This window comes from Streptomyces sp. CNQ329 (assembly GCF_000482585.1).
Genome location: NZ_AXVU01000057.1, coordinates 1 through 22,252, shown reverse-complemented (window position 1 = coordinate 22,252; position 22,252 = coordinate 1). Strand labels below are relative to the sequence as shown.

The following is a 22,252-nucleotide window of genomic DNA, read 5'->3' as shown; positions in this document are numbered from 1 at the left end:
CCGGGTCCGCTGCCGCGCGGGCTCACCCCGGCGGGGGGTCCTCCTCGCCGGGGTCCACCCCCAGGCTGTGGAGGAACGCCGCGGCTGCCGGGGACGGCCGGGTGCGCGGCCAGACGAGGCGTTCCTCGCGGGACGGGCCGTCCGCGATGCGGACCGTGGCCAGGCCCGGGAGGCGGGGGGCGAAGGTGCTGGGCAGGAGGGCCACGCCCAGCCCGGCGCGTACCAGGTCCGCCATGAAGTCCATCGACGAGACCTCGAAGCCCACCGTCCGCCGCAGCCCCGCCGCCGTGAACGCCTCCTCCGACTGCGCCCGCGCCGCCGTGCCCGCCGCGAAGTCGACGAACGTCTCCTGCGCCAGCCGCGCCAGGTCCGTCTCGCGCGCGTCCGCCAGCGGGTGGTCGGGCGGCACGACGGCCAGGTGCCGGTCCCGTACGAGGACGCGCTCGCGGACCTTCTCCGCCCGGAAGCCCGCCGGCACCCCGAGCAGCGCCAGGTCGTAGGTGCCTTCCGCGACCGCGCGCACCAGGTTCTCGCTCGCCCCCACCGCCAGGCTGATCCGCACCTGCGGGTAGGTGTCGTGGAACTCCCGCAGCGCCGCGGGCAGGTTCACCGCCGCCACCGTCGGGATCGCCCCGATCGCCAGCCGCCCGCGCACCTCCCCCGTCGCCGCCGCGACCTCCGCGCGGGCCCGTTCGGCCGCCGCGAGGGTCGCGCGGGCGGCGGGCAGGAACGCCTCGCCGGCGCGGGTGACGCGCACCTTCCGGCTCGTCCGGTCGAACAGCCGGGCGCCCAGCTCCCGTTCCAGCTTGCCGATCTGGTGGCTCAGCGCGGACTGCACGACGTGGCAGCGCTCGGCGGCCCGGGTGAACCCGCCGGTCTCCGCGACGGCGACGACATAGCGCAGTTGTTGCAGCTCCATGCGATCCATCGTTCTACGCGATGGATCAGATGACAACGATGTGTTGGACTCATCGATGCCTGTCGGCGGAGTCTGGGTTCATGACAACGGACTCGGTATCCCCTCGCGAGGAGCCGGCCGCCCTCGGCCGCGGCCTGCTGCTGCTCATGGCCACCGCCACCGGCCTGTCCGTGGCGGGCAACTACTTCGCCCAGCCCCTCCTCGACCTCATCGGCCGCGACCTGCACATCGGCAGCACGCTCGCCGCGCTCGTCGTCACCGCCGCGCAGACCGGCTACGCGCTGGGCCTCATCCTCCTCGTCCCCCTCGGCGACGTGACCGACCGGCGGCGGCTGTCCGTGGCGCTCTTCGTCGCCACCGCGGCCTTCCTCGCACTCACCGCCGCCGCCCCCAACGGGCCGGTGCTGCTCGCCGGTACGGTCCTCACCGCGCTGGCGTCCGTCGGCGCACAGGTCGTCGTCCCGTACGCGGCCGGGCTCGCGGCGCCGGAGGAGCGGGGTCGGGTCGTCGGCATCGTGATGTCCGGCATCCTCCTCGGCGGGCTGCTGGCCCGTACCGCCTCCGGGGCGCTGTCCGAACTCGGCGGCTGGCGCACGATCTACTGGGTCAACGCCCTCCTCATGGCCGGCATGGCCGTCCTGCTCCACCGCCGCCTGCCGCGCCTGCCGGCTTCCGGCGCCGGCATGTCGTATCCGGCGCTGCTGCGCTCCACCGTCGCGCTGCTGCGCGAGGAGCCGGTGCTGCGGCGGCGGTCGGCGATCGCGGCGCTGTCGCTGGCCTCGTACAGCGTGCAGTTGACGGCGCTGACGTTCCTGCTGGCCCGGCCGCCGTACGACTGGTCGGAGTCGGCGATCGGGCTCTTCGGGCTCGTCGGGGTGGTGGGGGTGGCGACCATGACGTGCGCGGGACGGCTCAACGACCGCGGCCACGTCCAGGCGGTCACGGGCGCGGGCGTGCTGCTGCTGACCGGCTCGTGGGTGCTGCTGGGGGTGGCGGGCGAGTCGCTGCCGTGGCTGGTCGCCGGGATCGTCGGCCTCAACGTCGCGCAGCAGGCGCTGCTCAACAGTAACCAGGCGGTCGTGTACGCCCTCCGCCCCGACGCCCGCAACCGCGTCAACTCCGCGTTCATGACCAGCTTCTTCGCGGGCGGTGCGGTCGGCTCCGCGCTGACGTCGGTGGTCTGGGCCCGGGGCGGGTGGCCGGCGGTCTCGGCGCTGGGCGCGGTGCTGGCGGGCGGAACGGTGCTGCTGTGGGTGGCGGAGCGGCTGGGCGCTGCCCGGGAGGCTGCGCGCAGCGCGCGGGGAGCCGCGCCGCCCCACCGGACGTCCGCCGGGCCGCGGGGCCGGGCACCGACCGGACGCACGCCGGCCCGCCGCACCTGATCCCGCTTACGCGCCCGGGTTCCGCAGGGGCGCGAGGGCCTCCTCGATGTGCGCCTCGGTCGCCGCGCGGTCGACCCCGAGCCGGGAGAGCACGCCGTCTCCGTTCTCCTGCTCCAGCAGCGCCAGCAGGATGTGCTCCGTACCGATGTAGTTGTGCCCCAGCCGCAGTGCCTCGCGGAAGGTCAGCTCCAGCGCCTTCCTCCCCTCGGCGTTGTACGGAATCAGCTCCGGCACCGTGCCCTGCGCGGCCGGCGGCAGCGCCGCGGCCGCCTCCTGCCGCACGCTGTCCAGGAGGATGCCCTGCGCTTTGATCGCCGCCCCGCCGACGGCGTCGGGCTCGGCGAGCAGCCCGAGGACGAGGTGGGCCGGGCCGATCTCGGTGTTGCCCGCGGCGCGGGCCTCGTTCTGGGAGGCCATCACCACGTTCTTGGCGCGGGGCGTGAACCGGGCGAAGCCCTCGCTCGGGTCGAGCGTGAAGCCTTCGTCCGAGCCCTTGGTCACGAACCGCTTCTGGGCGGCCTGCCGGGTGACGCCCATGCTCTTGCCGATGTCGGTCCAGGAGGCGCCGGAGCGGCGCGCCTGGTCGACGAAGTGGCCGATGAGGTGGTCGGCGACGTCACCGAGGTGGTCGGCGGCGACGACGGCTCCGGTGAGCTGGTCGAGGACGTCGGGGTGGACCTTCTTGATGGCCTCGATGAGGTCGTCGAGGCGTACGGGATGCGTGGAGCGCTGCGGTTCCGTCATACTGACAACCGTAGGTTGACACCTCGTGGTGCGTCAACCCCCGGTTGACACCGGGCGGAAGTGGGTGGTCAGCCGGTGGTTCTCGTCCAGGACGTGGAACGCGAGGCCCGGCGGCTGGTCGAGGTGGACCTGGTGGTCTGCGTGCGTGCGCCGCTCCCACGGCAGCCGGACGGTGTTGACCACCCCCGGGGCGACGAGCAGCGGCCGCCCGGCGAAGACGGTGGCGGCGGCGGTGTGCGCGTGCCCGGCGAGGAAGGCCGTGATCCGCGGATGCCGCCCGGTCAGCTCCGCAAGCCGCTCGGCGCCGAACTGCCGGATCTCGTCGACGTACGGGACGTGCAGCGCCACCGGCGGATGGTGGAACGCGACGAGCACGGCGTCCCCCTCCGGCGCCCTCCGCACCTCCTCCTCCAGCCACGCCACCGTCCCGTCCCCGAGCCACCCCTCCGGCTTCCCCGGCACCGACGAGTCGCACGCGAGCACGGTGAACCCCGCCCCGCGAAACACCTGATCCACCGGCGCCACGTCCGGCTCCAGCCCGAGCAGCCCTGCCCGGAACGCGGCCCGGTCGTCGTGGTTCCCGGGGCATACCAGCACCGGATGCCGCGAGTCGAGGAGCTCCCGGGCGACGGTGTACTCCCCGGGCGCGCCGTGGTCGGCGATGTCGCCGCTGACGAGGACGAGGTCCAGGTCGTACGGCAGATCCTCCAGGTACGCGACGACGGCACGGGTCCGCCGGGCACTGCGCTCGTCGTCGATATGGATGTCACTGAGATGCGCGATAACGGCCACGACGTACTCCTCTCCCCGGCACGCCGCCACCGGCGCCCGCACCGCCGACGCTACGGGCCTCCGGCCCGGCGGTGAACGGCCAGTCCCCGACCGGTGGCCCGGCCGGCGCCGTCGCGTAACGGCAGCGGGGAACAGACGACGCGGCGCGACCACTCGAAGGTGTGGTCGTCACGACATGTGCCCCGGTTTCGCCCCCGGGAGCGGACCGTCAGCCCTTCGTCAGGCGGGCCGGGGCGAGGGTGCGTTCCAGGACGCTGTCCCTGTCGTTGTCCGGGAAGTGAGCGCCCCGGACGGGTGATCGGGGCGGCCGGGTGGGTAGCCTGGGACGCGGCGACGGCCGCCGGTGCGCCGGCCGGGCCGTCACCGCGGCGGTGGGGCCCGCCGTACCCGAACCACGGCGCCGGACGCCGCCAACGGTCCCTGCTTGCGACGGAAGGCGCGCGCTGCGGTGCGCGCCGCGGCGAGTGGGTGAGGTGCGCAGATGACGGAGGTCCCGCGGTCCGGCGGACAGGCCCGCCGGGTGCGCCCGGCGGAACCGGTCGACCCCGATGTCGAGGTGGCGCGGCCCGTGCCGCCCGCCCACCGGTGGCGTGGCCAGGGCGCGCCGGTGGCGATGGTGGCGCTCGGCGGCGGCCTGGGCTCCGCGGCGCGGTACGGGGCCGGGGAACTGTGGCCCACGGGGCCCGCGGCCTTCCCGTGGACGACGCTTGCGGTGAACGTCGCCGGGTGCGCGGCGATCGGCGTGCTGATGGTCCTGATCACCGAGGCGCGGACCGCGCACCGGCTGGTGCGGCCGTTCCTGGGCGCGGGGGTCCTCGGCGGGTTCACGACCTTCTCGACGTACGCGGTGGACGTGCAGCGGCTCGTGGCGGAGGAGGGCCGGGCGGCGGCGGGGGCCGGGTATCTGGTGCTGACGCCGGTCACGGCGCTGGCGGCGGTCTGGGCGGCGCATGCGGTGACCCGCCGTGCGCTGCGGCGGTCGTCGCCGTGCGAGGGGGAGGGCGAGGCGTGAACTGGCTGCTCGTGATCGCCGGGGGGATGGCCGGGGCGCCGCTGCGGTACGTCACGGACCGGGCAGTGCAGTTGCGCCACGGCTCGCCGTTCCCGTGGGGCACGCTCGCCGTCAACGTCGCCGGCTGCCTGATCCTCGGCACCCTGGCGGGTGCGACGCTCGCCGGCGCCGGATCGGAGTCGCTGCGGCTGCTGCTGGGCACCGGGCTGTGCGGGGCGCTGACGACGTACTCGACGTTCTCGTACGAGACGCTGCGGCTGGCGGAGACGGGGCGGGGGCGGTACGCGGCGGTGTACGCGGGCGCGAGCCTGGCGGTGGGTCTGGGCGCGGCGTTCCTGGGCGCGGTGGTGGGGGAGGCGGCCTGGGGGTGAGGCCGCGCGGGCGTGCGCACGCCGTCGACGCCGGGGTGATCGGGGCGGCCGGAAGCCGCACCCCGCTCCGGGCGAACGGGGTGCCGGTCCTGGCGGCGGTGTGTCGCGGTGCCGTTCAGCGGGACCGCGATGACGGTTGCGGAGCGGCGGGTGACGTCTGGTCAGAGGCCGGGCAGGAAGGGGAGGTCGAGGCCGAGGCCGAGACCGCCGCCGCCGGAGTCGTCGTCGTCCGAGTCGCCGCCGGAACCACCGGAGCCGTCCGACCCACCGCTGCCGCCCTCAGCGCTCGGCGTGGGTGTCGGAGTGGCGGTGGACGGGGCCGAGGACTCCGGCTCCGCGGTGTCCGGCGCCGAGACCCTGCCTTCCGCCGGGGTGGTGGCCGTCGGTGACGGGCTGCTCGTCGTGGGCGCCGTGCTCTCCGTGGGCCGGTCCGCGCCGCGGGACGCCTTCGAGGGCGAGGGCCGCGGGCCGGTGGGCTCCGCACCGTCCGGCTGCGCCGCGCCCGAGGGGCGGTCGCCGTCCGGGGTGGCGCTGCCGTCGTCGGCGTCGGGCTCCTCGGTCGGGAGCGGCTGCACCGGCGTGTCGGCGCGTGCCACGGCCTCGTCCGTACGGGCGCCTCCGCCGCCGCCCATGGCGTTCGCGGCGAGCAGGCCGCCGGACAGCACCGTCATCCCGGCCGCCGCCAGACCGGCCAGCCGCCGGCTGCGGGGCTTGTAGCGCCGGTGCCGCGACCGCGGCCGTACGGGGACGAGTTCGGCGCCCACACCGTCGCGCCGGCGGCCGGCGGCTTCGTCCGCGGCGGGTGCCGGCCCTTCGTGGTCCGCGAACAGCTCCAGATCCTCGGGCGCGGGCCCGCCGGACTCGGCCGCGGGCGGTTGCAGCGCCGACGACCCGAGGGTCCCGTAGACCCCGGGGATCGCGGGCACGTTCCGCGCCGGCGCGCACCACGGCGCGCCGGCCGGGTCGTGCCGGCTGTCGCAACGCGGGCAGTAGATCGTCGTCACTGTCCTGACGTCCCTTCCATCGCGTGGGGGGGAGGGGTCCTCGACGCCGGAACAATGTGTCAGCGCCGGAATCCCGCGGAGCACGAAGAATCCCCATAAGGAGTGCGGCGATGTGACCCATCTCACAGAGAAGCCGCCGGTGCAGAGCATGCCGCGTCCGGACATGGCGCCCATCTCCCCGTGGCCCCGGCGAGGCTTGTGGGGTCTGCGGTGACGGCCGTCCGGCTCGTGCCCGTGGCCGGCGACGGCCCCCGGGGAAGGGGACGGGCACGCCGGGAGGCCGGCGCCCAGCCCGGACCGTCCTGTTCGTCCCGGTTGCTTCTGGCCGGAAGAGGCACCTGACACTCCCCGATGTCCCACCCGCGCGCGATGCTCGGATCCGAACCTTTCTGCTGTCGATGCGTAAGGACCGAGATGAGCAACCTCGAACCGCTCCGCTCCGCCGTCCGCGGCCGGGTGCTCCTGCCCGGCGACGACGGTTTCGAGCAGGCCGTCCAGCCGTGGAACCGTGCCGTGTCCCAGCCCGCCGCCGCCGTGGTGGAGGCGGCCGACGCCGACGACGTCGCCGCGCTGGTCCGGCACGCCGGGCAGGCCGGTGTCGCCGTGGCCGCGCAGCCCAGCGGGCACGGCGCCTCGGGCGAGGTGGAGGGCGCCGTTCTGCTGCGCACCCGGCTTCTGGACGAGATACGGGTCGACCCCGGGGCGCGTCTCGCCAGGGTCGGCGCCGGGGTGCAGTGGGGGCGCCTCCAGGAAGAGGCGTCCCGGCACGGGCTGACGGGGCTGCCCGGAAGCGCGCCCGTCGTCTCCGTGACGGGCTACACGCTGGGCGGCGGCCTCAGCTGGTTCAGCCGCGCGCACGGCTGGGCGGCCGACTCCGTCACCGCCTTCGAGGTCGTCAACGCCGACGGCGCGCCCGCGCGGGTGACCGCGGAGTCCGACCCCGAGCTGTTCTGGGCGCTGCGGGGCGGCGGGGGCGACTACGCGCTCGTCACCGCGACGGAGTTCCGCCTCCACCCCGCGCCCGCCTTCTACGGCGGTCAGATGCTGTGGCCGGCGGCGCAGGCCCGGCAGGTACTGGAGGTCTACCGCGCGGTGACCGCCGCCGCGCCGGAGGAACTGTCCGTCTGGGCCGCGCTGCTGAACGTCCCCGGCAAGGATCCGGTGACCCTCGTCCACGCCACGTACCTCGGCGAGGGCGCCGGGGAGGTCGCACCCGCGCTGCTGCGCCCGTTCGACGCCGTCGAGGGCCGGCTCGACGACACCCGGAAGGTGCTGCCCGTTCACGAGTTGGGCGCCGTCACCAACGACCCCACCGAGCCCGGCCCCGGCACCGTCGGCGCCGGGATGGTCACGGACCTCGACGACGCCGTGATCGACGCGCTCCTCGCGGAGCCGATCGACCCGCTGCTCGGCGTCCAGCTCCGCCACGTCGGCGGCGCGCTGGCCCGCCCCTCGGACTCGCCGCACGGCGCGCTGGCGGAGCCGTACCTGCTGTACTCCTTCGGCGTCCCGTTCTCCCCCGAGGTGGCCGCCGCGCTCCCCGCGCGCCGCGCCGCGCTGCAGAAGGCCCTCGGCCCGTACCTCACCGGCCGCAAGCCGTACACGTTCCTCGCCGCGGGCGACAGCGCCGACGCCGCCTTCGCCCCCGAGAGCCTGGCGCGCCTGCGGGCCGTCAAGCGCGCCCGCGACCCGCAGGGGGTGTTCCGCAGCAACTTCCCGGTCGGCACGGACTGAGCGCCCTTACGTCACCACCGCGGTGAACTCCGCGGTGCGGACGGCGTCCTCGTGCTTGAAGCCGAGGAACAGGCGGTACGTCCCCGGGCCCGGCACCTGCGCGTGGAACGCCACGACAGGGCCGGACTCGGTCGTGCCGCCGCCGGGGGAGCCGTCCGGGAGGGCGGGAGGTACGCGAGGTCGTCGCGGCGCAGCGCCACCAGGTGGCCGTACGCGGGGAGGCAGGGCTGCAGGTCGGTGACCGGCCTGCCGTCGCGGGCGACCGTGGACTCCAGGCGCCGCGCCTCACCCGCGGCCGGCTCGCCGGTGAGCGTCACCTCCCGGCCGTCGACGGCGAAGACCGCGGCGGGCGCGGGCCGCGGCTCAGGAGTGCCAGGGTGCGCCGGTCATGACGTGATCGGCGTGGTTGAGAGCCTCGACGACGAGACCGCGCAGGTGGCCGTCGCGCAGGGAGTACACGACGCGGCGGCCTTCCTTCCTGGAGTGCACGAGGTTGGCGAGGCGCAGCTTGGCGAGGTGCTGGCTGACGGCCGGCCGGGCGGCGCCGCTGGCGGTGGCCAGCTCGGTGACGTCGGCCTCGCCCTCGGCGAGCAGCCACAGCAGATGCAGCCGTGTCGCGTCGGCGAGCAGCGCGAAGACCGTGCTCGCGGCTTCGAGCTGCTCCCGGTCGGGCGTCCACTCGTGACGGTGGACGGCGGCGGCGGGCGAGGGGGCGGTGTCGCGCTCCGGCATGCGCCCATCGTATGGGCGTACGGGGGCCGGGACGGGCGGCGAAGCGGCTCAGGCGGTGCGGTACATGCCGAGGGAACCGTGCCCGGCCACGTCGGCGAAGCCGAACTTCTCGTACAGGAACCGCGCGGGCCCGTCGGCGATCAGCGACACGTACGCGGTGGCGGGCGCCCGCCGGTCCAGCTCCGCCACCAGTGCCTCCATGATCCGCCTCCCGAGCCCCTGCCCCTGGTGTCCGGGCAGCACGCACATGTCCACCACCTGGAACGCGGTCCCGCCGTCCCCGACGATCCGCCCCATCCCCACGGGCACTCCGCGGTGGTGCACCACGACGCCGTGCCACGTGTTCGGCAGCGCGACGGCGGCGGCCTCGGCCGACTTGTCCGACAGCCCGGCCCCGGTCCGCAGCCGCCGGTAGACCTCGACGGAGGGCACCCCGGGGCGTATCTCGTAAGGGCCGCTGATGGTTTCCATGCGTTACACCTTAGGGGGGCACCGGATCATCTCCCGGCTCCGGGACCGTGCCGCCGGAGGGCCCGGCCGGTCTCACCGCTTCCCCCGGCTCCGCAGAAACCGGTCCGCCCCCTCCGCCAGCCCCACCACCGGCTCCGGATACCCCAGCTCCGCCCGTTCCCCCTCCGGCAGCGTCCACGGCCGGTGGACCGCCGCCCCCGCGACCCCCGCCAGCTCCGGCACCCACCGCCGCACGTACGCCCCCGCGGGGTCGTAACGCCGCGCCTGCGCCAGCGGGTTGAGCACCCGGTTCGGCCGCGTGTCGGTGCCCGTCCCGGCCACCCACTGCCAGTTGAGCTGGTTGTTCGCGATGTCGCCGTCGACGAGCAGGTCCAGGAAGTGCGCGGCGCCGACCCGCCAGTCCACGTACAGCGTCTTCGTCAGGAAGCTCGCCGTCAGCAGCCGCCCGCGGTTGTGCATCCAGCCCTCGTGCGCGAGCTGGCGCATCGCGGCGTCGACGACGGGGTAGCCGGTGCGCCCCGCGCGCCACGCCTCGATGCCGGCCGCGTCCGTACGCCAGCGGTCGCCGCGCGGGCGGTAGTCGGCGTGGGCCGCGTCGGGGCGCGCGGCGAGCACCTGGTGATGGAAGTCCCGCCAGGCGAGCTGCCGGACGAAGGCGTCGGCGCCCGGACCGCCCGCCGCGCGGGCCCGGTGGACCAGTTCGGCGGCGGACAGGGTGCCGAAGTGCAGGTGCGGGGAGAGCCGGGAGGTGGCGTCGCCGGCCAGGTCGTCGTGGCGGTCCGCGTACGCGGCCACCCCGGCGCGAAGCCAGGCGGCGAAGCGCCGCCGGCCCTCCTTCTCACCGCCGCGGGCGAGGCCGGGGGAGGTGCCGGAGACCGCCGCGCGGGCGGGCGGCCCCGCGGAACGGACGCCGGACGGCACCGGGACGCGGCGCGGCGCGCGCAGTGGCGTGCGCAGCGCGGCGGCGCGCCACTGCCGGAAGTACGGGGTGAACACGGCGAAGTGGTCCCGGGCCTGCGGTGTGACCGCGCCGGGCGCGAGCGCGGTGACGGCCGCGTCGTGGACGGTGAGCCGGCGCCCGTCCGCGGCGAGCGCCGCGCGCAGCCGGCTCTCGCGGCGCTGCGCGTACGCGCTGACGCCCGCGGCGACGTGCACCTCGTCCGCCCCCGCGGCCGACGCCACCCGGACCGTCTCGCGGACCGCGTCCCCGGACCGTACGACGAGCCGGCCGCCGCGCGCCCGCAGCCCCTCGTCGAGGCCGGTCAGGCAGTCCGCCAGGAACGCCCGTCTGTTGGGCGGCGCGAAGCCGATCCGGGCGAGGGTGTCGTCCGACACGAACAGCGGCACGACCTCGTCGGCGGCCCGCACGGCGGCGTGCAGCGCGGGGTTGTCGTGCAGCCGCAGGTCGGACGTGAAGAGGCAGACCGCGACGCTCATGGCGGCATTCTCGCGGCGCCGGGCCGCCGCACCGCCGCGCCATGCCGGTGGCGTACGGGCGGACCCGGACGGTGACCGACGCCACCGAAGGCCCGTACCGGAGCGGTGTTTATCGATTCGTTACCCGGCAAGACGCCGTCCATGTCGAACAGAAGCAGACCCAGTGCGGCGGGCGTACTCGTCGCGATAGCGGATCTGGCCGCGTTCGTGATCGGGCTCTGGATCCTCCTCTTCATCCTGGACGCGAACCGCGCCAACGACTTCGTGGACTTCGTGCACGACCTCGCCGGCTGGCTGGCCGGCTGGTCCCGCGACATGTTCACCGTCGATCCCGACTGGTGGCGCGTGATGCTCAACTACGGGATCGCGGCCGTCGTGTACCTCATGATCGGACACGTGGCGGCCAGGGCGGTCAAGCGGTGGTGAGCTGAGTCCGCGCACCGCCGCCCGAGCCAGGGAGGGCCGATGAAGGGACCCCGGCTGACGCTGTCCGCGCTCAGCTCCAGTCCGCAGTGCGCGGTGATCCGCGTCGGCGGCGAGCTGGACCACGGGGGCGAGCGGCTGTTCCTCGACACCCTCGGGTCCAGCGTGGACTCCGGGCACCGCTACCTCGTGCTCGACCTGACGACGCTCACCTTCTGCGACTCCCGCGGCCTCAACTGCCTCTTCGCGGTGCGCTGGCTGCTGCGCCGGCAGGGCGGCGAACTGCTGCTCGCCGCCGTCGGCCGGCGGGTGACGTACCTGCTGGAGCAGACGGGCAGCACCGACGTGATCGCCGCGTACGGCAGCGTGCGGGAAGCGCTGGAACACGTGCCGGAGCCGCTGCGGGCGGACTGGCCGCCCGTAGCGGTCCCGGGGGCCGCGCGCCCGTCGGCGCCGTAGCCCGTTCCGGCGTGCGGCAAGTGGCCCGTGGGCGGGCGGACATACGAGAGGGGAGGGGTGCTGCCGGGACGCGTTGATTGCAGGCGCAAAGTAACGGTCAGGTATAGCTGCCGTGATGACGGGTAGCCGCACACAACGCCTGTCGAGCAGAAGTCCACATCAGGGGGACACCATGACGACATTCGTGACGCGCGACCATGAGGCCGGGGCCGGCTCCGGCACGGACCCCGCCGCGGGCCCGGGGCCCGGTCCGGACGCCGATCCGCTCGCCGGTCTCGACCTGCCGCCGCTGCCGGAGCTGCGCGAGGCGAGTACGGCCGACGCGCGGGCCCTGTCCCGCGTCCTCTTCGCCCGGCTGGCGGAGCTGGAGGAGGGCACGCACGCGTACTCGTACGTCCGCAACACTCTCGTCGAGCTGAACCTCGCGCTCGTCCGCTACGCCGTCAGCCGCTTCCGGCTGCGCAGCGAGTCCCGCGAGGACGTCGTACAGGTCGGCACCGTCGGCCTCATCAAGGCGATCAACCGCTACGACCTCGGTGAGGGCACGGAGTTCCCCACCTTCGCGCTGCCGACGATCGTGGGCGAGATCAAGCGCCACTTCCGCGACACCTCCTGGGCGGTGCGGGTGCCGCGGCGGATGCAGGAGCGGCGGCTGACGCTGGCGAAGGCGGGATCGCGGCTGGAGCAGAGCCTCGGCCGCGCCCCGAGCGTCGCGGAACTCGCGGAGGAGACCGGGCTCGGCCCCGACGAGGTCGTCGAGGGGCTCCTCGCCGCCAACGCCTACAAGACGTCCTCCCTCGACTACCACGCGGGCGACGAGGAGGGCGAGTCGTTCCTCGCTCGGCGCACCGGCGCGCCGGATCCGGATCTGGAGAAGGTCGAGAACCTGGTGTCGCTCAAGCCGCTGATCGAGGCGCTGCCGGAGCGGGACCGGAAGGTGCTGGACCTGCGGTTCGGCGCGGAGATGACGCAGAGCGAGATCGGTGACGAGCTGGGCATCTCGCAGATGCACGTGTCCCGGCTCCTGGCCACGATCCTGCGCCGGCTGCGCGACGGCCTGACCGGGCCGGCGTGAGCGGGAGACGGGCCGGGGCCGCGGGTATACGGGCCGGGCGCACCGGCGGCGCCGGCCGCGCACGGAGCCGGAAGGCGGCCGGGGCCGGGCGGGCGGCACAGGCCGCCGCCCGGGCCGCGGCGGGGAGCGTCGCCGCGGCGGGCCGGGCGGGAGTCGCCGGAGTCACGGGCGCCCTCGCGGCCCGCGAAAGCCCCGCCGCGCCCGCCCTTCCCGCTGCCCCGGCCGTACGGCGGGCGGCGAAGATCCTCCGGGCCACCGGGCTCGCCGCGTACGAGGACGCCGCCGACCGGGGCCGCGGGGCCCGCGCGCTGGCGGGCCGGCTGCGGCGGGCGGACCGGGTGCTCTTCGCCCGGGTCGCCGCGACCCGCTGGCCCGGCGCCGAGCCGGTGCTGCCCCGGCTGAGCCGGGGCGCCGACCACGGCCTGCTGTGGTTCGGCACCGCCGCGGCGATGGCCACCTTCGCCGGGCCGCGCGGCCGGCGCGCCGCACTGCGGGGCATGGGCTCGCTGGCGCTGGCCTCCGCGACGGTCAACACCATCGGCAAAGGCGCCTTCCGCCGCGCCCGGCCCGTGCTCGACACCGTGCCCGTCATACGGCATCTCGCGCGCCAGCCCTTCACCTCGTCCTTCCCCTCCGGCCACTCCGCGTCCGCCGCCGCCTTCGTCTGCGGGGTCGCGATGGAGTCGCCGCGGTGGGGCGCGGCCCTGGTCCCGGTCGCCTGGTCGGTCGCCTTCTCCCGCGTCTACACCGGCGTGCACTACCCCAGCGACGTCGTCGCCGGCGCCGCCCTCGGCCTCGGCGCGGCGTTCGTCGTACGCCGCCTGGTGCCGCCGCGCAGCCGTCGGCCCCACCCGTCGCCGCCGCCCGCCGAGGCGCCGGCACTGCCCGACGGAACCGGGCTGTACGTCGTGGTCAACCCCTCCTCCGGGGCGCAGCCGCAACTCCTCGACCCGGTGCGGCAACTCGCGGACGTGCTGCCCGAAGCCCGCGTGGCGGTGGTCGGCGCCGAGGACGACGACACCACCGGGACCGGCTCACTGCCCGCACTGCTGGACACCGCCGCCAAGGAGGCGGCGCGGTGCGGCGGGGCACTGGGCGTGTGCGGCGGGGACGGCACGGTGGCCGCCGCGGCGACCGCGGCCATGGCACACGGCGTGCCGCTGGCGGTGCTGCCGGGCGGCACGTTCAACCACTTCGCCACCGACCTCGGGGTGGAGAGCGTGCCCGAGGTGTGCCGCGCCGTGGCGAGCGGCAGCGCCGTCGCCGTGGACGTGGGCCGGCTCCGGCCGCGGACGGCGTCGGGCGCGCCCCTCTACTTCCTGAACACCTTCAGCCTCGGCGTCTACCCCGAGCTGGTACGGCTGCGCGAACGCTGGTCGCCGAAGATCGGCGGGCCGCCGGCCTCGGTCGCGGCGGTGCTGCACGTCATCCGTACGGCGGAGCCGCTCAGGGCGAGGATCAACGGCCGGCGGCGGGAGCTGTGGCTGCTGTTCGCCGGGTCGGGCGCGTACCACAGCGTGGGCATCGCACCGGTGCGCCGCGACAACCTCGCCGACGGGGTGCTGGACGTGCGGGTCGCCCGCGCCGGGCGCCTCGGCCGCGCCCGGCTGCTGGCCACCGCGCTGGCGGGCGGCCTGGCCAGGACCCGGCTGTACGCCGCGGGGCGGCTGCGCAGGGTCGCCGTCTCGGGGCTGCCCGCGGGCACCCGGATGGCCTACGACGGCGAGGTCGTTCCCGCGCCGGCCGCGTTCGTGCTGGACAAGCTCGAAAACGCGCTGACCGTCTACCGGCCGGGCAAGGACTGACGCATCCCCCGGGAGGCCCGGTGTGCGAACCGGGCGCGGCGGGCGAACGCCGCCTCGCCCGGCGCTGACCCCGCCGGCCGCGCCGCGCCGCTGCCGCTGCGGCCCCTCACCGCGGTACGGCCGGCACCGCCGGGCGCCGCGGCGGGCGGGGGGTCCGCGAGGTGGCCGCCGTGCGCGCCAGCAGCGCGTTGAACTGCGCCCCCGCCAGCAGCGCCAGGTTCGAGAACCACAGCCAGATCAGGAAGACGACGACCCCCGCGAGCGACCCGTACAGCCTGCTGTACGTCCCCGCCGCGTACGAGGCGTACAGCGCGAAGCCCACCGACGCCAGCAGCCACAGTGCGCCCGCCACCAGCCCGCCCGGTACCGCGTGCGACACGGCGCGTGACTCGGGCGGTCCCGAGCGGAAGAGCAGCAGCACCAGCAGCCCCGCGACGAAGACCAGGAAGGGCCAGCGCAGGAAGTCCCACACCGCCGCCGTCTGCTCGCCCAGCCCCAGCGGCCGCCCCAGCGCCCGCGCCACCGGACCGGTGACCACCAGCGTCAGCGCGGCGGCCACCAGCAGCGTCAGCAGCAGCAGCGCCATCGCCAGGATCGCCGGCGCGCGGCGCAGCACGGGCCGGCTGTCGGGGGTGCCGTACATCGCGTGCAGGGCGCGGCGGAAGACGGACAGGAAGCTGCACGCGGACCACACGGCGCTGGCGGCGCCGACGGCGGTGAGGATCCACGTGGTGGAGTGGCCGCGGCTGACGTCGTGGAGGGCGTCGTTGAGCGCGGTGTCGGTGCCGGCGGGGGCGATGCCGGCGACGTAGGCGATGAGGGCCTCGGTGCCGGAGGGATCGGCGAGGCCGATGACGGTGAGGGTGACGAAGAGCGTGGGCAGGACGGTGAGTATGGCGTAGTACGTCAGGGCGGCGGCCCAGTCGCTGACGTCGTCGTTCCAGAGGGCCACGGGGGTACGCCGCAGGGCGGCCCGGTAGCGCGCCCAGTCCGACCGTCCGCCCCGCGCGTGCACCCCACGCTTCATCCGCCCATGCTCCGTTCTTCGCTCGCTCCGGGCCCGGCCGCCACGCCGGCCGTCGACTGCCCTGTCTACCGCGTCCGGGCGGCCCGCTCGTCAACCGGGCGGGCGCGGCCGGCCGGAGAACCGGTGCCACCAGTGCCGGCGGCGGGGGTGGACGGCGCGGCCGAGCCGGCGGCCGAGCAACAGGTAGCCGAGAAAGGCTCCGGTGGTGTTGAGGATGACGTCGTCGATGTCGAACGCCCGGCCCGTGATGAACGTGCCCTGGACCGTCTCGACCGCCAGCATCACCGCGGCCGTGCACAGCCCCACCCGCAGCAGCCCGCGGGCGGGCGGCACGAGCACCGGAAGGAGCAGCCCGAAGGGCACGCCGAGCAGGATGTTGCCGCCGAGCTGGCGGAGGACGTCGACGAACTCCGGCTGGGCGAGGTAGTCGCGGATCGAGTCACCGGGGCGGGTGTTGGTGCGGGTCAGGGGCTCGGAGCCGGCCGAGGACTCCAGCGTCAGCCGCGCCAGCACCACGGCGAACGCCACCATGAGGGTGAACGCCAGCAGCATCGCGCACGCCCGCACCCACCGCGCGGGCGGCGGCGTCCCGGCGGCGGTCCTGTCCGCCGCCCGCTCCCCGGCCGGTCCGCAGGGGCCTGAAGGACATGATCCTCCCTTCGCGCCCCGGGCGCGCTGCCCGGTGCGTCGCAGAGCGGGCGGTTACCCGGCCGCCCGTGCGGTATGCACGGGGGCGTGGCGCGCGGGGGCGGGCCGGCCCCGGGGGCCTGGGGGAGAGGTGGGCCGGTGCGCCCGCGCTCAGGCGGACGAGCGGAGGTCATGTGTGCGTGCGACGGTTCCCGGGCGGTGCCGCGGGGCTCCCCGCGGTGGGCGGCGGCGACGCGGCGGCATACGCCGCGGCGCGGGCCGGCCCCGTGTCCGGCCCGCGCCGCGGCTGTCCCGGTGCGGTGTGCGCGAGCGATGCGACCCCGCGGTGTAAGTGACGTACGGAAAGGATGAGGTGTCTGCTCATGCGCTTGCGTCGAGGACTTCCCGCAGCTTCGCGCCGAACTCCTCCGGCCGGCCCGCGTAGCCGGACTCCTCGTCGAGGAAGCCGCCGTGGTGGCTGGGGAAGACCGTCGCCTCCTGCCCGAGCAGCGCGGCCGTGCCCCGTGCCGTACGCGCCGTGAACGTCTCGCCCGACTCCTCGCCCACGGCGATGACCACGCGGGTCGGCGCGGCGGCGAGCGCGGCCGGGTCCGGGCGGTAGCTGCTGACCGCCCAGGAGTGGTCCGAGAGCAGCGGGTCGTCCCGGTTGCCGTCGTCGCCGGCCGGCATGCCGACGGCCGCGGGGTCGGGCGTGGGCTGGGCGAAGTAGGCGTCGGTGAACTCGCCCTGCCACGCGGCCAGCGTCATGAACGCCGCCATGCCCGTGCCCCAGCCCTTGGCGTGGTACGCGTCCGTGACCCCCTGCCGCGCCCGCTCCGCGGCCTGCGCGTCCGGGAGCGCCGCGATGATCGGCGGCTCGTGCGCGACGAGCGTGGTCACGTCCTCCGGGTGCGCGGCCACCAGGGCCAGCGCCGTCACCGCGCCGCCGCTGCTGCCGAAGAGCTCGACCGGGCCCGCGCCGAGCGCGGCGATGACGGCGTGCACGTCCTCGGCCTGCGTGGTGGGCGCGTTGTCGAGCCGGCCGTCCTTGCGGGTGCTGCGGCCCAGACCGCGCGGGTCGTAGGTGACGACGGTCCGGTCCGGGAACTGCGCCGCCAGCGCGCGGAAGCCGCCGGCGTCCATCGGCTGGCCGATGAGCAGCAGCGGGGGGCGGCCGTCGGCGGTGGGCAGGGGGCCGCGCACGTCGTAGACGAGGTCGGCGCCGGGGGTGTCCAGCGTGTGTGTGTCCATGTCCGTGCAGACGGTGCGGTCGGCGGAAACTCATCGGTGCCGGCACCGTCCCCGCAACTGCAACCCGAAGGTTGCGATAAGGCTGAGTGATGTGCAATGCTCCGGTTGCAGATAGCGGACGGAGAGAACACGTGAACGACATCGCGTACACCGAGGAAGAGCTGGCGGAGCTGGACCGGATCGCCCGGCAGATCGACATCGACGCCACCGCCGAACAGGTCTGGGAGCTGGTCGTCCGGCCCGGCTGGTACATCAACGACGGCGAGGTCGATCCCGAGCCGGACCTGCGCCACGAGGGCGACGTGACCGTCGTCCGCGAAGCCGGGAACGGCGAGTACCGCTTCCGCACCGTGGAGCTGGACAAGCCGCGCTACGCGTCGTTCCGCTGGCTGTCGACACCGCACCGGAGCGAGGCTGCGGGCTCGACGCTGGTGGAGTTCTGGATCGACGAGCGCCCCGGCGGCGTGACGCTGCGCGTGGTGGAGAGCGGCTTCTCGGGCCTCGCCGACGATCCTGCGGTGTGGCTCAAGGAGCGCGCGGGCAACGACAAGGGCTGGCAGAAGGAACTGGCGGCCGGCAAGGCGTACGTCGAGAAGACCGCCGCCGCGGCGGCGCCGCGGCCGTGACCGCGGCCCCCGGGCCCGCCACCGTGTGCGCCGCGCTCGGCGAGCCGACGCGCTGGGCGGTCCTCACCCGGCTCGGCGAGGGCCCCATGTCGGCGTCCGCCCTGGCCAGGGTCATGCCGGTCAGCCGGCAGGCCATCGGCAAGCACCTCGACGTGCTGCGCGAGGTCGGCCTCGTGGAGTCCGAGCAGCGCGGCCGGGAGGTCGTCTACGTGGCCGTGGGCGCCCGCCTGGGCGCGCTCGCGCGGGAGCTGGACCGCATCGGACGGAGCTGGGAGACCCGCCTGCTGCGGATCAAGGAACTGGCCGAGCACCCCGACTCCGGCCCGCCCGCGCGGAGCTGACACCGCGGTGTGCCCCCTCCCCGGCGGCCGGGGCAGGGGGCACGCCCGGCTACCGGGCAGCCCGGCTGCGTACCAGCAGGTACATGAAGTACGGCGTGCCGATGACCGCCGTCATCAGGCCCGCGCCGAGCTGCGCCGGGGCGATCACCGAGCGGCCGACGACGTCCGCCGTGCACACCAGCACCGCGCCCAGCAGCACCGCCACCGGCAGCACCCGCGTGTGCTGCCGGCCCACCAGCGCCCGCGCCGCGTGCGGCGCCACCAGACCGACGAACCCGATCATGCCCGCCGCCGACACCGCAGTGCCGGCCAGGACGACGCTGAGGATCAGCAGCCACAGCCGGCTGCGGCCGAGGTCCAGACCGAGCAGCCGCGGGGTGTCCTCGTCCAGCGACACCAGGTCCAGCTCCCGGCGCCGTACCGCCGTGAGCGCCAGGCCCACCGCCAGGACGATCGCCAGCGGCACGACGTCCGGCAGCGTCCGCCCGTACGTGGAGCCGGAGAGCCAGGTCAGCGCCATCGTCGCGTTGAACGGGTCGGTCAGCACGATCAGCAGGCTGATCAGCGCCGTCGAGGCGGTGGCGAAACCCATGCCGACGAGCACCAGCCGGTTCTGCTGGAACCCGCCGCGCGCGGCGAGCCCGAAGACCCCGACCGAGGTGAGCGCCGCGCCGCCCAGCGCCGCGGCGGACAGACCCCACGAGGTGGGTATCTCCACCGTCGTCACCAGCAGCACCGCGCCGAGCGCCGCGCCGTTGGAGACGCCGAGCACGCCCGGCTCGGCCAGCGGGTTGCGGGTCACGGCCTGCACGAGGGTGCCCGACAGCGCGAGCGCGGCGCCGGCCAGCAGCGCGGCGAGCACCCGCGGGACGCGGGTGTCGAGGACGATGTCGGTGGTCGGACCCGCCCGGCCCTGGGCCCAGTTGGCGACGTCGCCGAGGAGCAGTTTGGTGTCGCCGACCAGCAGGGCGGTGAGCGTCACGGCCACCAGCGCGGCCAGCAGTACCGCGGTGGTGACGACGAACGTGCGGTGGCTGCGGATGCGCAGCTTGTCGGTGTCCGCCGCGCCCGCGCCGTCCCGCAGCCGGGTGGCCATCACCACGAGGAACACCGCGCCGACGAGGCTGGTGACCACGCCCGTCGGTACGGAGACCGCCGTGTCCGCCGGCACCAGGGCCCGCAGCAGCACGTCCGCGCCGAGCACCAGCCCCATGCCCAGCAGGGCCGCCAGCGGAATGCCCGCCCGCGACTTGCCGTACGTACGGAACCTGCCGGCGAACGCCCGCACCAGCGCCGGCGCACACAGCCCGACGAAGCCGATCGGCCCGGCGAGCGTCACCGACGCCGCGGAGAGCAGCACCGCGAGCAGCACCGCCGTGACGCGCGTCGCACGCACCGGGACACCCAGCCCGCGCGCGGCGTCGTCGCCGAGTGCCAGGGCGTCGAGGCGCCGGGAGAGGAGCAGCAACCCGGCGAGCCCGGCGACGGCGAGCGGCAGCATCTGCAGCACACCGTCCCAGCCGCTCTGCGAGATGCTGCCCTGCTGCCAGTCGTAGAGGCCCTCCGTCTCCTCCGGGAAGAGCAGCAGCAGCCCTTCGGTGACCGCGAACAGCCCGAGCGTCAGCGCGGTGCCCGCGAGCACCAGCCGAACCGTGCCCGAGCCGAGGCCGGAGAGCCCCAGCACCACCGCCGCGGCGGCCAGCCCGCCGGCGAAGGCGACCCCGGAGGACGCCAGCAGCGGCAGCGACCCCCCGGTGGCGGCGGCCACCCCCAGCGCGGCGTACGCACCGGCGTTGACCGCGAGGGTGTCCGGCGAGGCCAGCACGTTGCGGCTGACCGCCTGCAGCGCGGTGCCGGCGATCGCCAGCGCCGCGCCGACCACCAGGCCCGCGACCATCCGGGGCAGCCGGGAGGCGATGACGACGGAGGAGTCGGTCGGGTCCGCCCCGCCGGTGAGCGCCTTCCACACCTCGGCGGCGCCCGCGTCCGACGTGCCCTGGGTCAGGTCGGCGACCGCGAGGACCGCCACCAGCAGCGCGAGTCCCGCGGCCACCGCCGCCGCGCCCGTCCGGGACCGTACGGTCGGCGGCGGGGCGGGCGCGCCGGTGGCGGAGGCCGGGGCGGTGACGGCCATCGACTACGTGGTCAGCGCGCCGACGAGGGCGTCGACGTACTGGTTCATGGACTCGACGCCGCCGAACATCCAGATGCCGTCGTCCAGCCGGTGGACGTCGCCCTTCTTGACGAACGGCAGCGACTTCCAGACGGAGTCGTCCTTCAGCTCGCCGGTGAACGGGGTGCTGGCCTCGTCGGAGTCGTTGCCGATGTAGACGAACCGCGTGTCCCCGGGGAGCTTCGTCAGCCCTTCGACGTCGGTGGAGCCGAGACCGTAGTCCTTGTCGCCCTTGACGTCCCAGGCGTTCGTCAGGCCCAGCCGCTCGTTGACGCCGCCGACCAGGGAGCCGCTGGTGAAGGGGCGGATGGAGACCTGGTTGGAGACGACGTAGCCGTCGGCGAAGGCGACATTCGAGCCGCCCAGGCCGGCGTCGTCGAGGGCCTTCCTGCCCTCGTCGAGCTTGGCGTCGAACTCCTTCTTCAGCTCCTCAGCCCGCTCGGTGGTGCCCGTGGCCTCGGCGATGAGGTCGAGGTTCTCTGTCATCTGGCCCACGGGGTCGGAGGCGTCCGCGGAGCGCAGGGTGAGCACCGGGGTGCGCTTGCCGAGCTGCTTGACGGCCGACGCGGGCAGGTCGGTGGTGGCGATGATGAGGTCGGGGTTCAGGGAGGCGATGGTGTCGATGCTGGGCTCGCCGCGGGTGCCGATGTCCTCGGGCTCGTTGGTGAGCGGGACCGCGGAGTCCCAGGAGTTGTAGCCCTTCACGTCGGCCACGCCGACGGGGTCGACGCCGAGGGACACGAGGTTCTCGACCACGTTCCACTCGGTGCCGACGACCTTCGTGGCGGGCCCCTTCTCCAGCGTCACCTTCTTGCCGGTGGAGTCGGTCAGGGTGATCGGCTGCGCGGCGCCCTTGCCGGCGCCGCCCTCGTCGTTCTCGTCCGCGGCGTCTTCGGTGGTGCCGCAGGCGGCCAGGGTGAGCGTCGCGGCGGTGGCGACCGCCGCGGTCAGCAGGAGGCGTCTCATGAGGAAGTGCTGAGCCTTTCGCTTCGCTTGTGGTGCCGGCCGATGGCGCGGGTGCGCAGCCGGCCCGTCAGGGGGTCGTCGTCGACGTCGATGCGGATCCCGTACGCCTTGCTGAGCAGTTCGGGCAGCAGGACGTCCTCGGGGCGGCCGTCGGCGACGATGCGGCCGTCGTCGAGCAGCACCATGCGGTCGGCCACGGCCGCCGCCTGGTCGAGGTCGTGCAGGACGGCGCCCACCGCGATGCGGTGGGCGTCGGCCAGGTCGCGTACCAGGTCGAGGAGTTCGACCTGGTAGCGCAGGTCGAGGTGGTTGGTCGGCTCGTCGAGCAGCAGCACGCCGGTGTCCTGCGCGAGACAGCCCGCCAGCCAGACGCGCTGCAACTGCCCGCCGGACAGGTGCTCGGCGCCGCGGTCGGCGAGTTCGGTGACGCCGGTCATCGCCAGCGCCCGGTCGACGGCGCTCCGCCCGCCGGGGTCGGAGGCGCCCCACCGGCCGCGGTACGGGTAGCGGCCGAACTCCACGACGTCGCGGACGGTCAGCCCGCTGGGCGTGGGCCGGCCCTGCGTGAGCAGCGCGACATGCCGGGCGAAATGCCGGGTGGACAGCGCGAATCCGTCGGTGTCCTCGTCGATGACGAGACTCGCGCGCCGGGCCCGCTGCAGCCGCGCGAGGGTGCGCAGCAGCGTCGACTTCCCGCTGCCGTTGGGCCCGACGAGGGCGGTCACCTCGCCGGGCCGCAGCCGCAGCGAGGCGTCGTGGACGACGTCGACGCCGTCGTACGCCACGGTGACGTCGGCGGCGGACAGGGCGTGCCCGCGGGCTCCCGCGGCGGTGGGCGTGCTCTCTCCGGCTCTCACGGGAGCTTAGGTTAACCTAACCTC

The 22,252-nt window shown here is 75.3% G+C and carries 23 protein-coding genes; 10 read left to right on the top strand and 13 right to left on the bottom strand.

Annotated features, from left to right (window positions below):
• Positions 1–22 precede the first annotated feature (22 nt).
• The gene (locus I003_RS0126715; protein WP_027774304.1) at positions 23–919 is read right to left on the bottom strand and encodes a LysR family transcriptional regulator; all 897 of its coding nucleotides are present in this window, start codon (positions 917–919) and stop codon (positions 23–25) included.
• A gap of 80 nt (positions 920–999) precedes the next feature.
• On the opposite strand from I003_RS0126715, the gene I003_RS33365 reads away from it, so the two are divergent.
• The gene (locus tag I003_RS33365) at positions 1,000–2,301 is read left to right on the top strand and encodes an MFS transporter (protein ID WP_486584401.1); all 1,302 of its coding nucleotides are present in this window, start codon (positions 1,000–1,002) and stop codon (positions 2,299–2,301) included.
• A gap of 6 nt (positions 2,302–2,307) precedes the next feature.
• Here the strand turns inward: I003_RS33365 and I003_RS0126705 are convergent, their stop codons facing one another.
• Complete coding sequence (locus tag I003_RS0126705) at positions 2,308–3,045, bottom strand: Clp protease N-terminal domain-containing protein (RefSeq protein WP_027774303.1); 738 nt, start codon at positions 3,043–3,045, stop codon at positions 2,308–2,310.
• A 33-nt stretch (positions 3,046–3,078) separates the two neighbouring features.
• The gene (locus I003_RS0126700) at positions 3,079–3,837 is read right to left on the bottom strand and encodes a metallophosphoesterase (protein ID WP_027774302.1); all 759 of its coding nucleotides are present in this window, start codon (positions 3,835–3,837) and stop codon (positions 3,079–3,081) included.
• A 481-nt stretch (positions 3,838–4,318) separates the two neighbouring features.
• On the opposite strand from I003_RS0126700, the gene I003_RS0126695 reads away from it, so the two are divergent.
• Entirely contained in the window at positions 4,319–4,849 is a 531-nt protein-coding gene (locus tag I003_RS0126695; RefSeq protein ID WP_027774301.1) for a FluC/FEX family fluoride channel, read from the top strand.
• The gene (crcB, locus tag I003_RS0126690) at positions 4,846–5,220 is read left to right on the top strand and encodes a fluoride efflux transporter CrcB (protein WP_027774300.1); all 375 of its coding nucleotides are present in this window, start codon (positions 4,846–4,848) and stop codon (positions 5,218–5,220) included. Before I003_RS0126695 ends, crcB begins: the two co-directional genes overlap by 4 nt.
• Before the next feature lie 161 nt (positions 5,221–5,381).
• On the opposite strand, the gene I003_RS33360 is transcribed toward crcB, so the two are convergent.
• Positions 5,382–6,224 carry a hypothetical protein gene (locus I003_RS33360; RefSeq protein WP_051368517.1) on the bottom strand — a complete coding sequence of 281 codons (843 nt, stop codon included), beginning with the start codon at positions 6,222–6,224 and terminating at the stop codon, positions 5,382–5,384.
• Between the two features lie 414 nt (positions 6,225–6,638).
• Between I003_RS33360 and I003_RS0126680 the strand changes: the two genes are divergently transcribed.
• On the top strand, positions 6,639–7,958 hold the full coding sequence (locus I003_RS0126680) for an FAD-binding protein (protein WP_027774299.1): 1,320 nt from the start codon (positions 6,639–6,641) through the stop codon (positions 7,956–7,958).
• Positions 7,959–8,321: 363 nt separating this feature from the next.
• Here I003_RS0126680 and I003_RS0126670 read toward each other — a convergent pair whose 3' ends face one another.
• From I003_RS0126670 to I003_RS0126660, 3 genes are all read right to left on the bottom strand, one after another.
• On the bottom strand, positions 8,322–8,690 hold the full coding sequence (locus I003_RS0126670; protein ID WP_027774298.1) for a metalloregulator ArsR/SmtB family transcription factor: 369 nt from the start codon (positions 8,688–8,690) through the stop codon (positions 8,322–8,324).
• Positions 8,691–8,738: 48 nt separating this feature from the next.
• On the bottom strand, positions 8,739–9,161 hold the full coding sequence (locus tag I003_RS0126665; RefSeq protein ID WP_027774297.1) for a GNAT family N-acetyltransferase: 423 nt from the start codon (positions 9,159–9,161) through the stop codon (positions 8,739–8,741).
• A gap of 72 nt (positions 9,162–9,233) precedes the next feature.
• Complete coding sequence (locus I003_RS0126660) at positions 9,234–10,598, bottom strand: cryptochrome/photolyase family protein (RefSeq protein ID WP_027774296.1); 1,365 nt, start codon at positions 10,596–10,598, stop codon at positions 9,234–9,236.
• A 141-nt stretch (positions 10,599–10,739) separates the two neighbouring features.
• On the opposite strand from I003_RS0126660, the gene I003_RS0126655 reads away from it, so the two are divergent.
• The 4 genes from I003_RS0126655 to I003_RS0126640 all read left to right on the top strand — a co-directional run bounded on the left by I003_RS0126655 (position 10,740) and on the right by I003_RS0126640 (position 14,360).
• Complete coding sequence (locus I003_RS0126655; protein WP_027774295.1) at positions 10,740–11,024, top strand: hypothetical protein; 285 nt, start codon at positions 10,740–10,742, stop codon at positions 11,022–11,024.
• A 39-nt stretch (positions 11,025–11,063) separates the two neighbouring features.
• Positions 11,064–11,480, top strand: a complete 417-nt coding sequence (locus I003_RS0126650) for an STAS domain-containing protein (RefSeq protein WP_027774294.1) — start codon at positions 11,064–11,066, stop codon at positions 11,478–11,480.
• A gap of 172 nt (positions 11,481–11,652) precedes the next feature.
• Complete coding sequence (locus tag I003_RS0126645) at positions 11,653–12,555, top strand: SigB/SigF/SigG family RNA polymerase sigma factor (RefSeq protein ID WP_486584400.1); 903 nt, start codon at positions 11,653–11,655, stop codon at positions 12,553–12,555.
• Between the two features lie 308 nt (positions 12,556–12,863).
• Positions 12,864–14,360 carry a phosphatase PAP2 family protein gene (locus I003_RS0126640; RefSeq protein WP_051368518.1) on the top strand — a complete coding sequence of 499 codons (1,497 nt, stop codon included), beginning with the start codon at positions 12,864–12,866 and terminating at the stop codon, positions 14,358–14,360.
• 106 nt (positions 14,361–14,466) lie between these two features.
• On the opposite strand, the gene I003_RS0126635 is transcribed toward I003_RS0126640, so the two are convergent.
• From I003_RS0126635 to I003_RS0126625, 3 genes are all read right to left on the bottom strand, one after another.
• Complete coding sequence (locus I003_RS0126635) at positions 14,467–15,387, bottom strand: YihY/virulence factor BrkB family protein (protein WP_027774291.1); 921 nt, start codon at positions 15,385–15,387, stop codon at positions 14,467–14,469.
• Between the two features lie 90 nt (positions 15,388–15,477).
• The gene (locus I003_RS0126630; protein WP_027774290.1) at positions 15,478–15,939 is read right to left on the bottom strand and encodes a VanZ family protein; all 462 of its coding nucleotides are present in this window, start codon (positions 15,937–15,939) and stop codon (positions 15,478–15,480) included.
• A gap of 456 nt (positions 15,940–16,395) precedes the next feature.
• Positions 16,396–17,265: an alpha/beta fold hydrolase gene (locus tag I003_RS0126625; RefSeq protein WP_027774289.1), complete on the bottom strand. Its 870-nt coding sequence runs from the start codon at positions 17,263–17,265 to the stop codon at positions 16,396–16,398.
• 131 nt (positions 17,266–17,396) lie between these two features.
• On the opposite strand from I003_RS0126625, the gene I003_RS0126620 reads away from it, so the two are divergent.
• On the top strand, positions 17,397–17,891 hold the full coding sequence (locus I003_RS0126620; protein ID WP_027774288.1) for an SRPBCC domain-containing protein: 495 nt from the start codon (positions 17,397–17,399) through the stop codon (positions 17,889–17,891).
• Positions 17,888–18,232, top strand: coding sequence for a metalloregulator ArsR/SmtB family transcription factor (locus I003_RS0126615; protein WP_027774287.1), 345 nt, complete (start codon positions 17,888–17,890; stop codon positions 18,230–18,232). The genes I003_RS0126620 and I003_RS0126615 overlap by 4 nt, the downstream gene beginning before the upstream one ends.
• Positions 18,233–18,281: 49 nt before the next feature.
• Here I003_RS0126615 and I003_RS0126610 read toward each other — a convergent pair whose 3' ends face one another.
• Genes I003_RS0126610 through I003_RS0126600 form a run of 3 tightly spaced genes read right to left on the bottom strand, consistent with a single transcriptional unit; the run spans position 18,282 to position 22,228 of the window.
• Positions 18,282–20,366, bottom strand: coding sequence for an iron ABC transporter permease (locus I003_RS0126610; protein WP_027774286.1), 2,085 nt, complete (start codon positions 20,364–20,366; stop codon positions 18,282–18,284).
• A gap of 3 nt (positions 20,367–20,369) precedes the next feature.
• Positions 20,370–21,371, bottom strand: a complete 1,002-nt coding sequence (locus tag I003_RS0126605; protein WP_027774285.1) for an iron-siderophore ABC transporter substrate-binding protein — start codon at positions 21,369–21,371, stop codon at positions 20,370–20,372.
• Positions 21,368–22,228 carry an ABC transporter ATP-binding protein gene (locus I003_RS0126600; protein ID WP_027774284.1) on the bottom strand — a complete coding sequence of 287 codons (861 nt, stop codon included), beginning with the start codon at positions 22,226–22,228 and terminating at the stop codon, positions 21,368–21,370. Before I003_RS0126600 ends, I003_RS0126605 begins: the two co-directional genes overlap by 4 nt.
• Positions 22,229–22,252 lie beyond the last annotated feature (24 nt).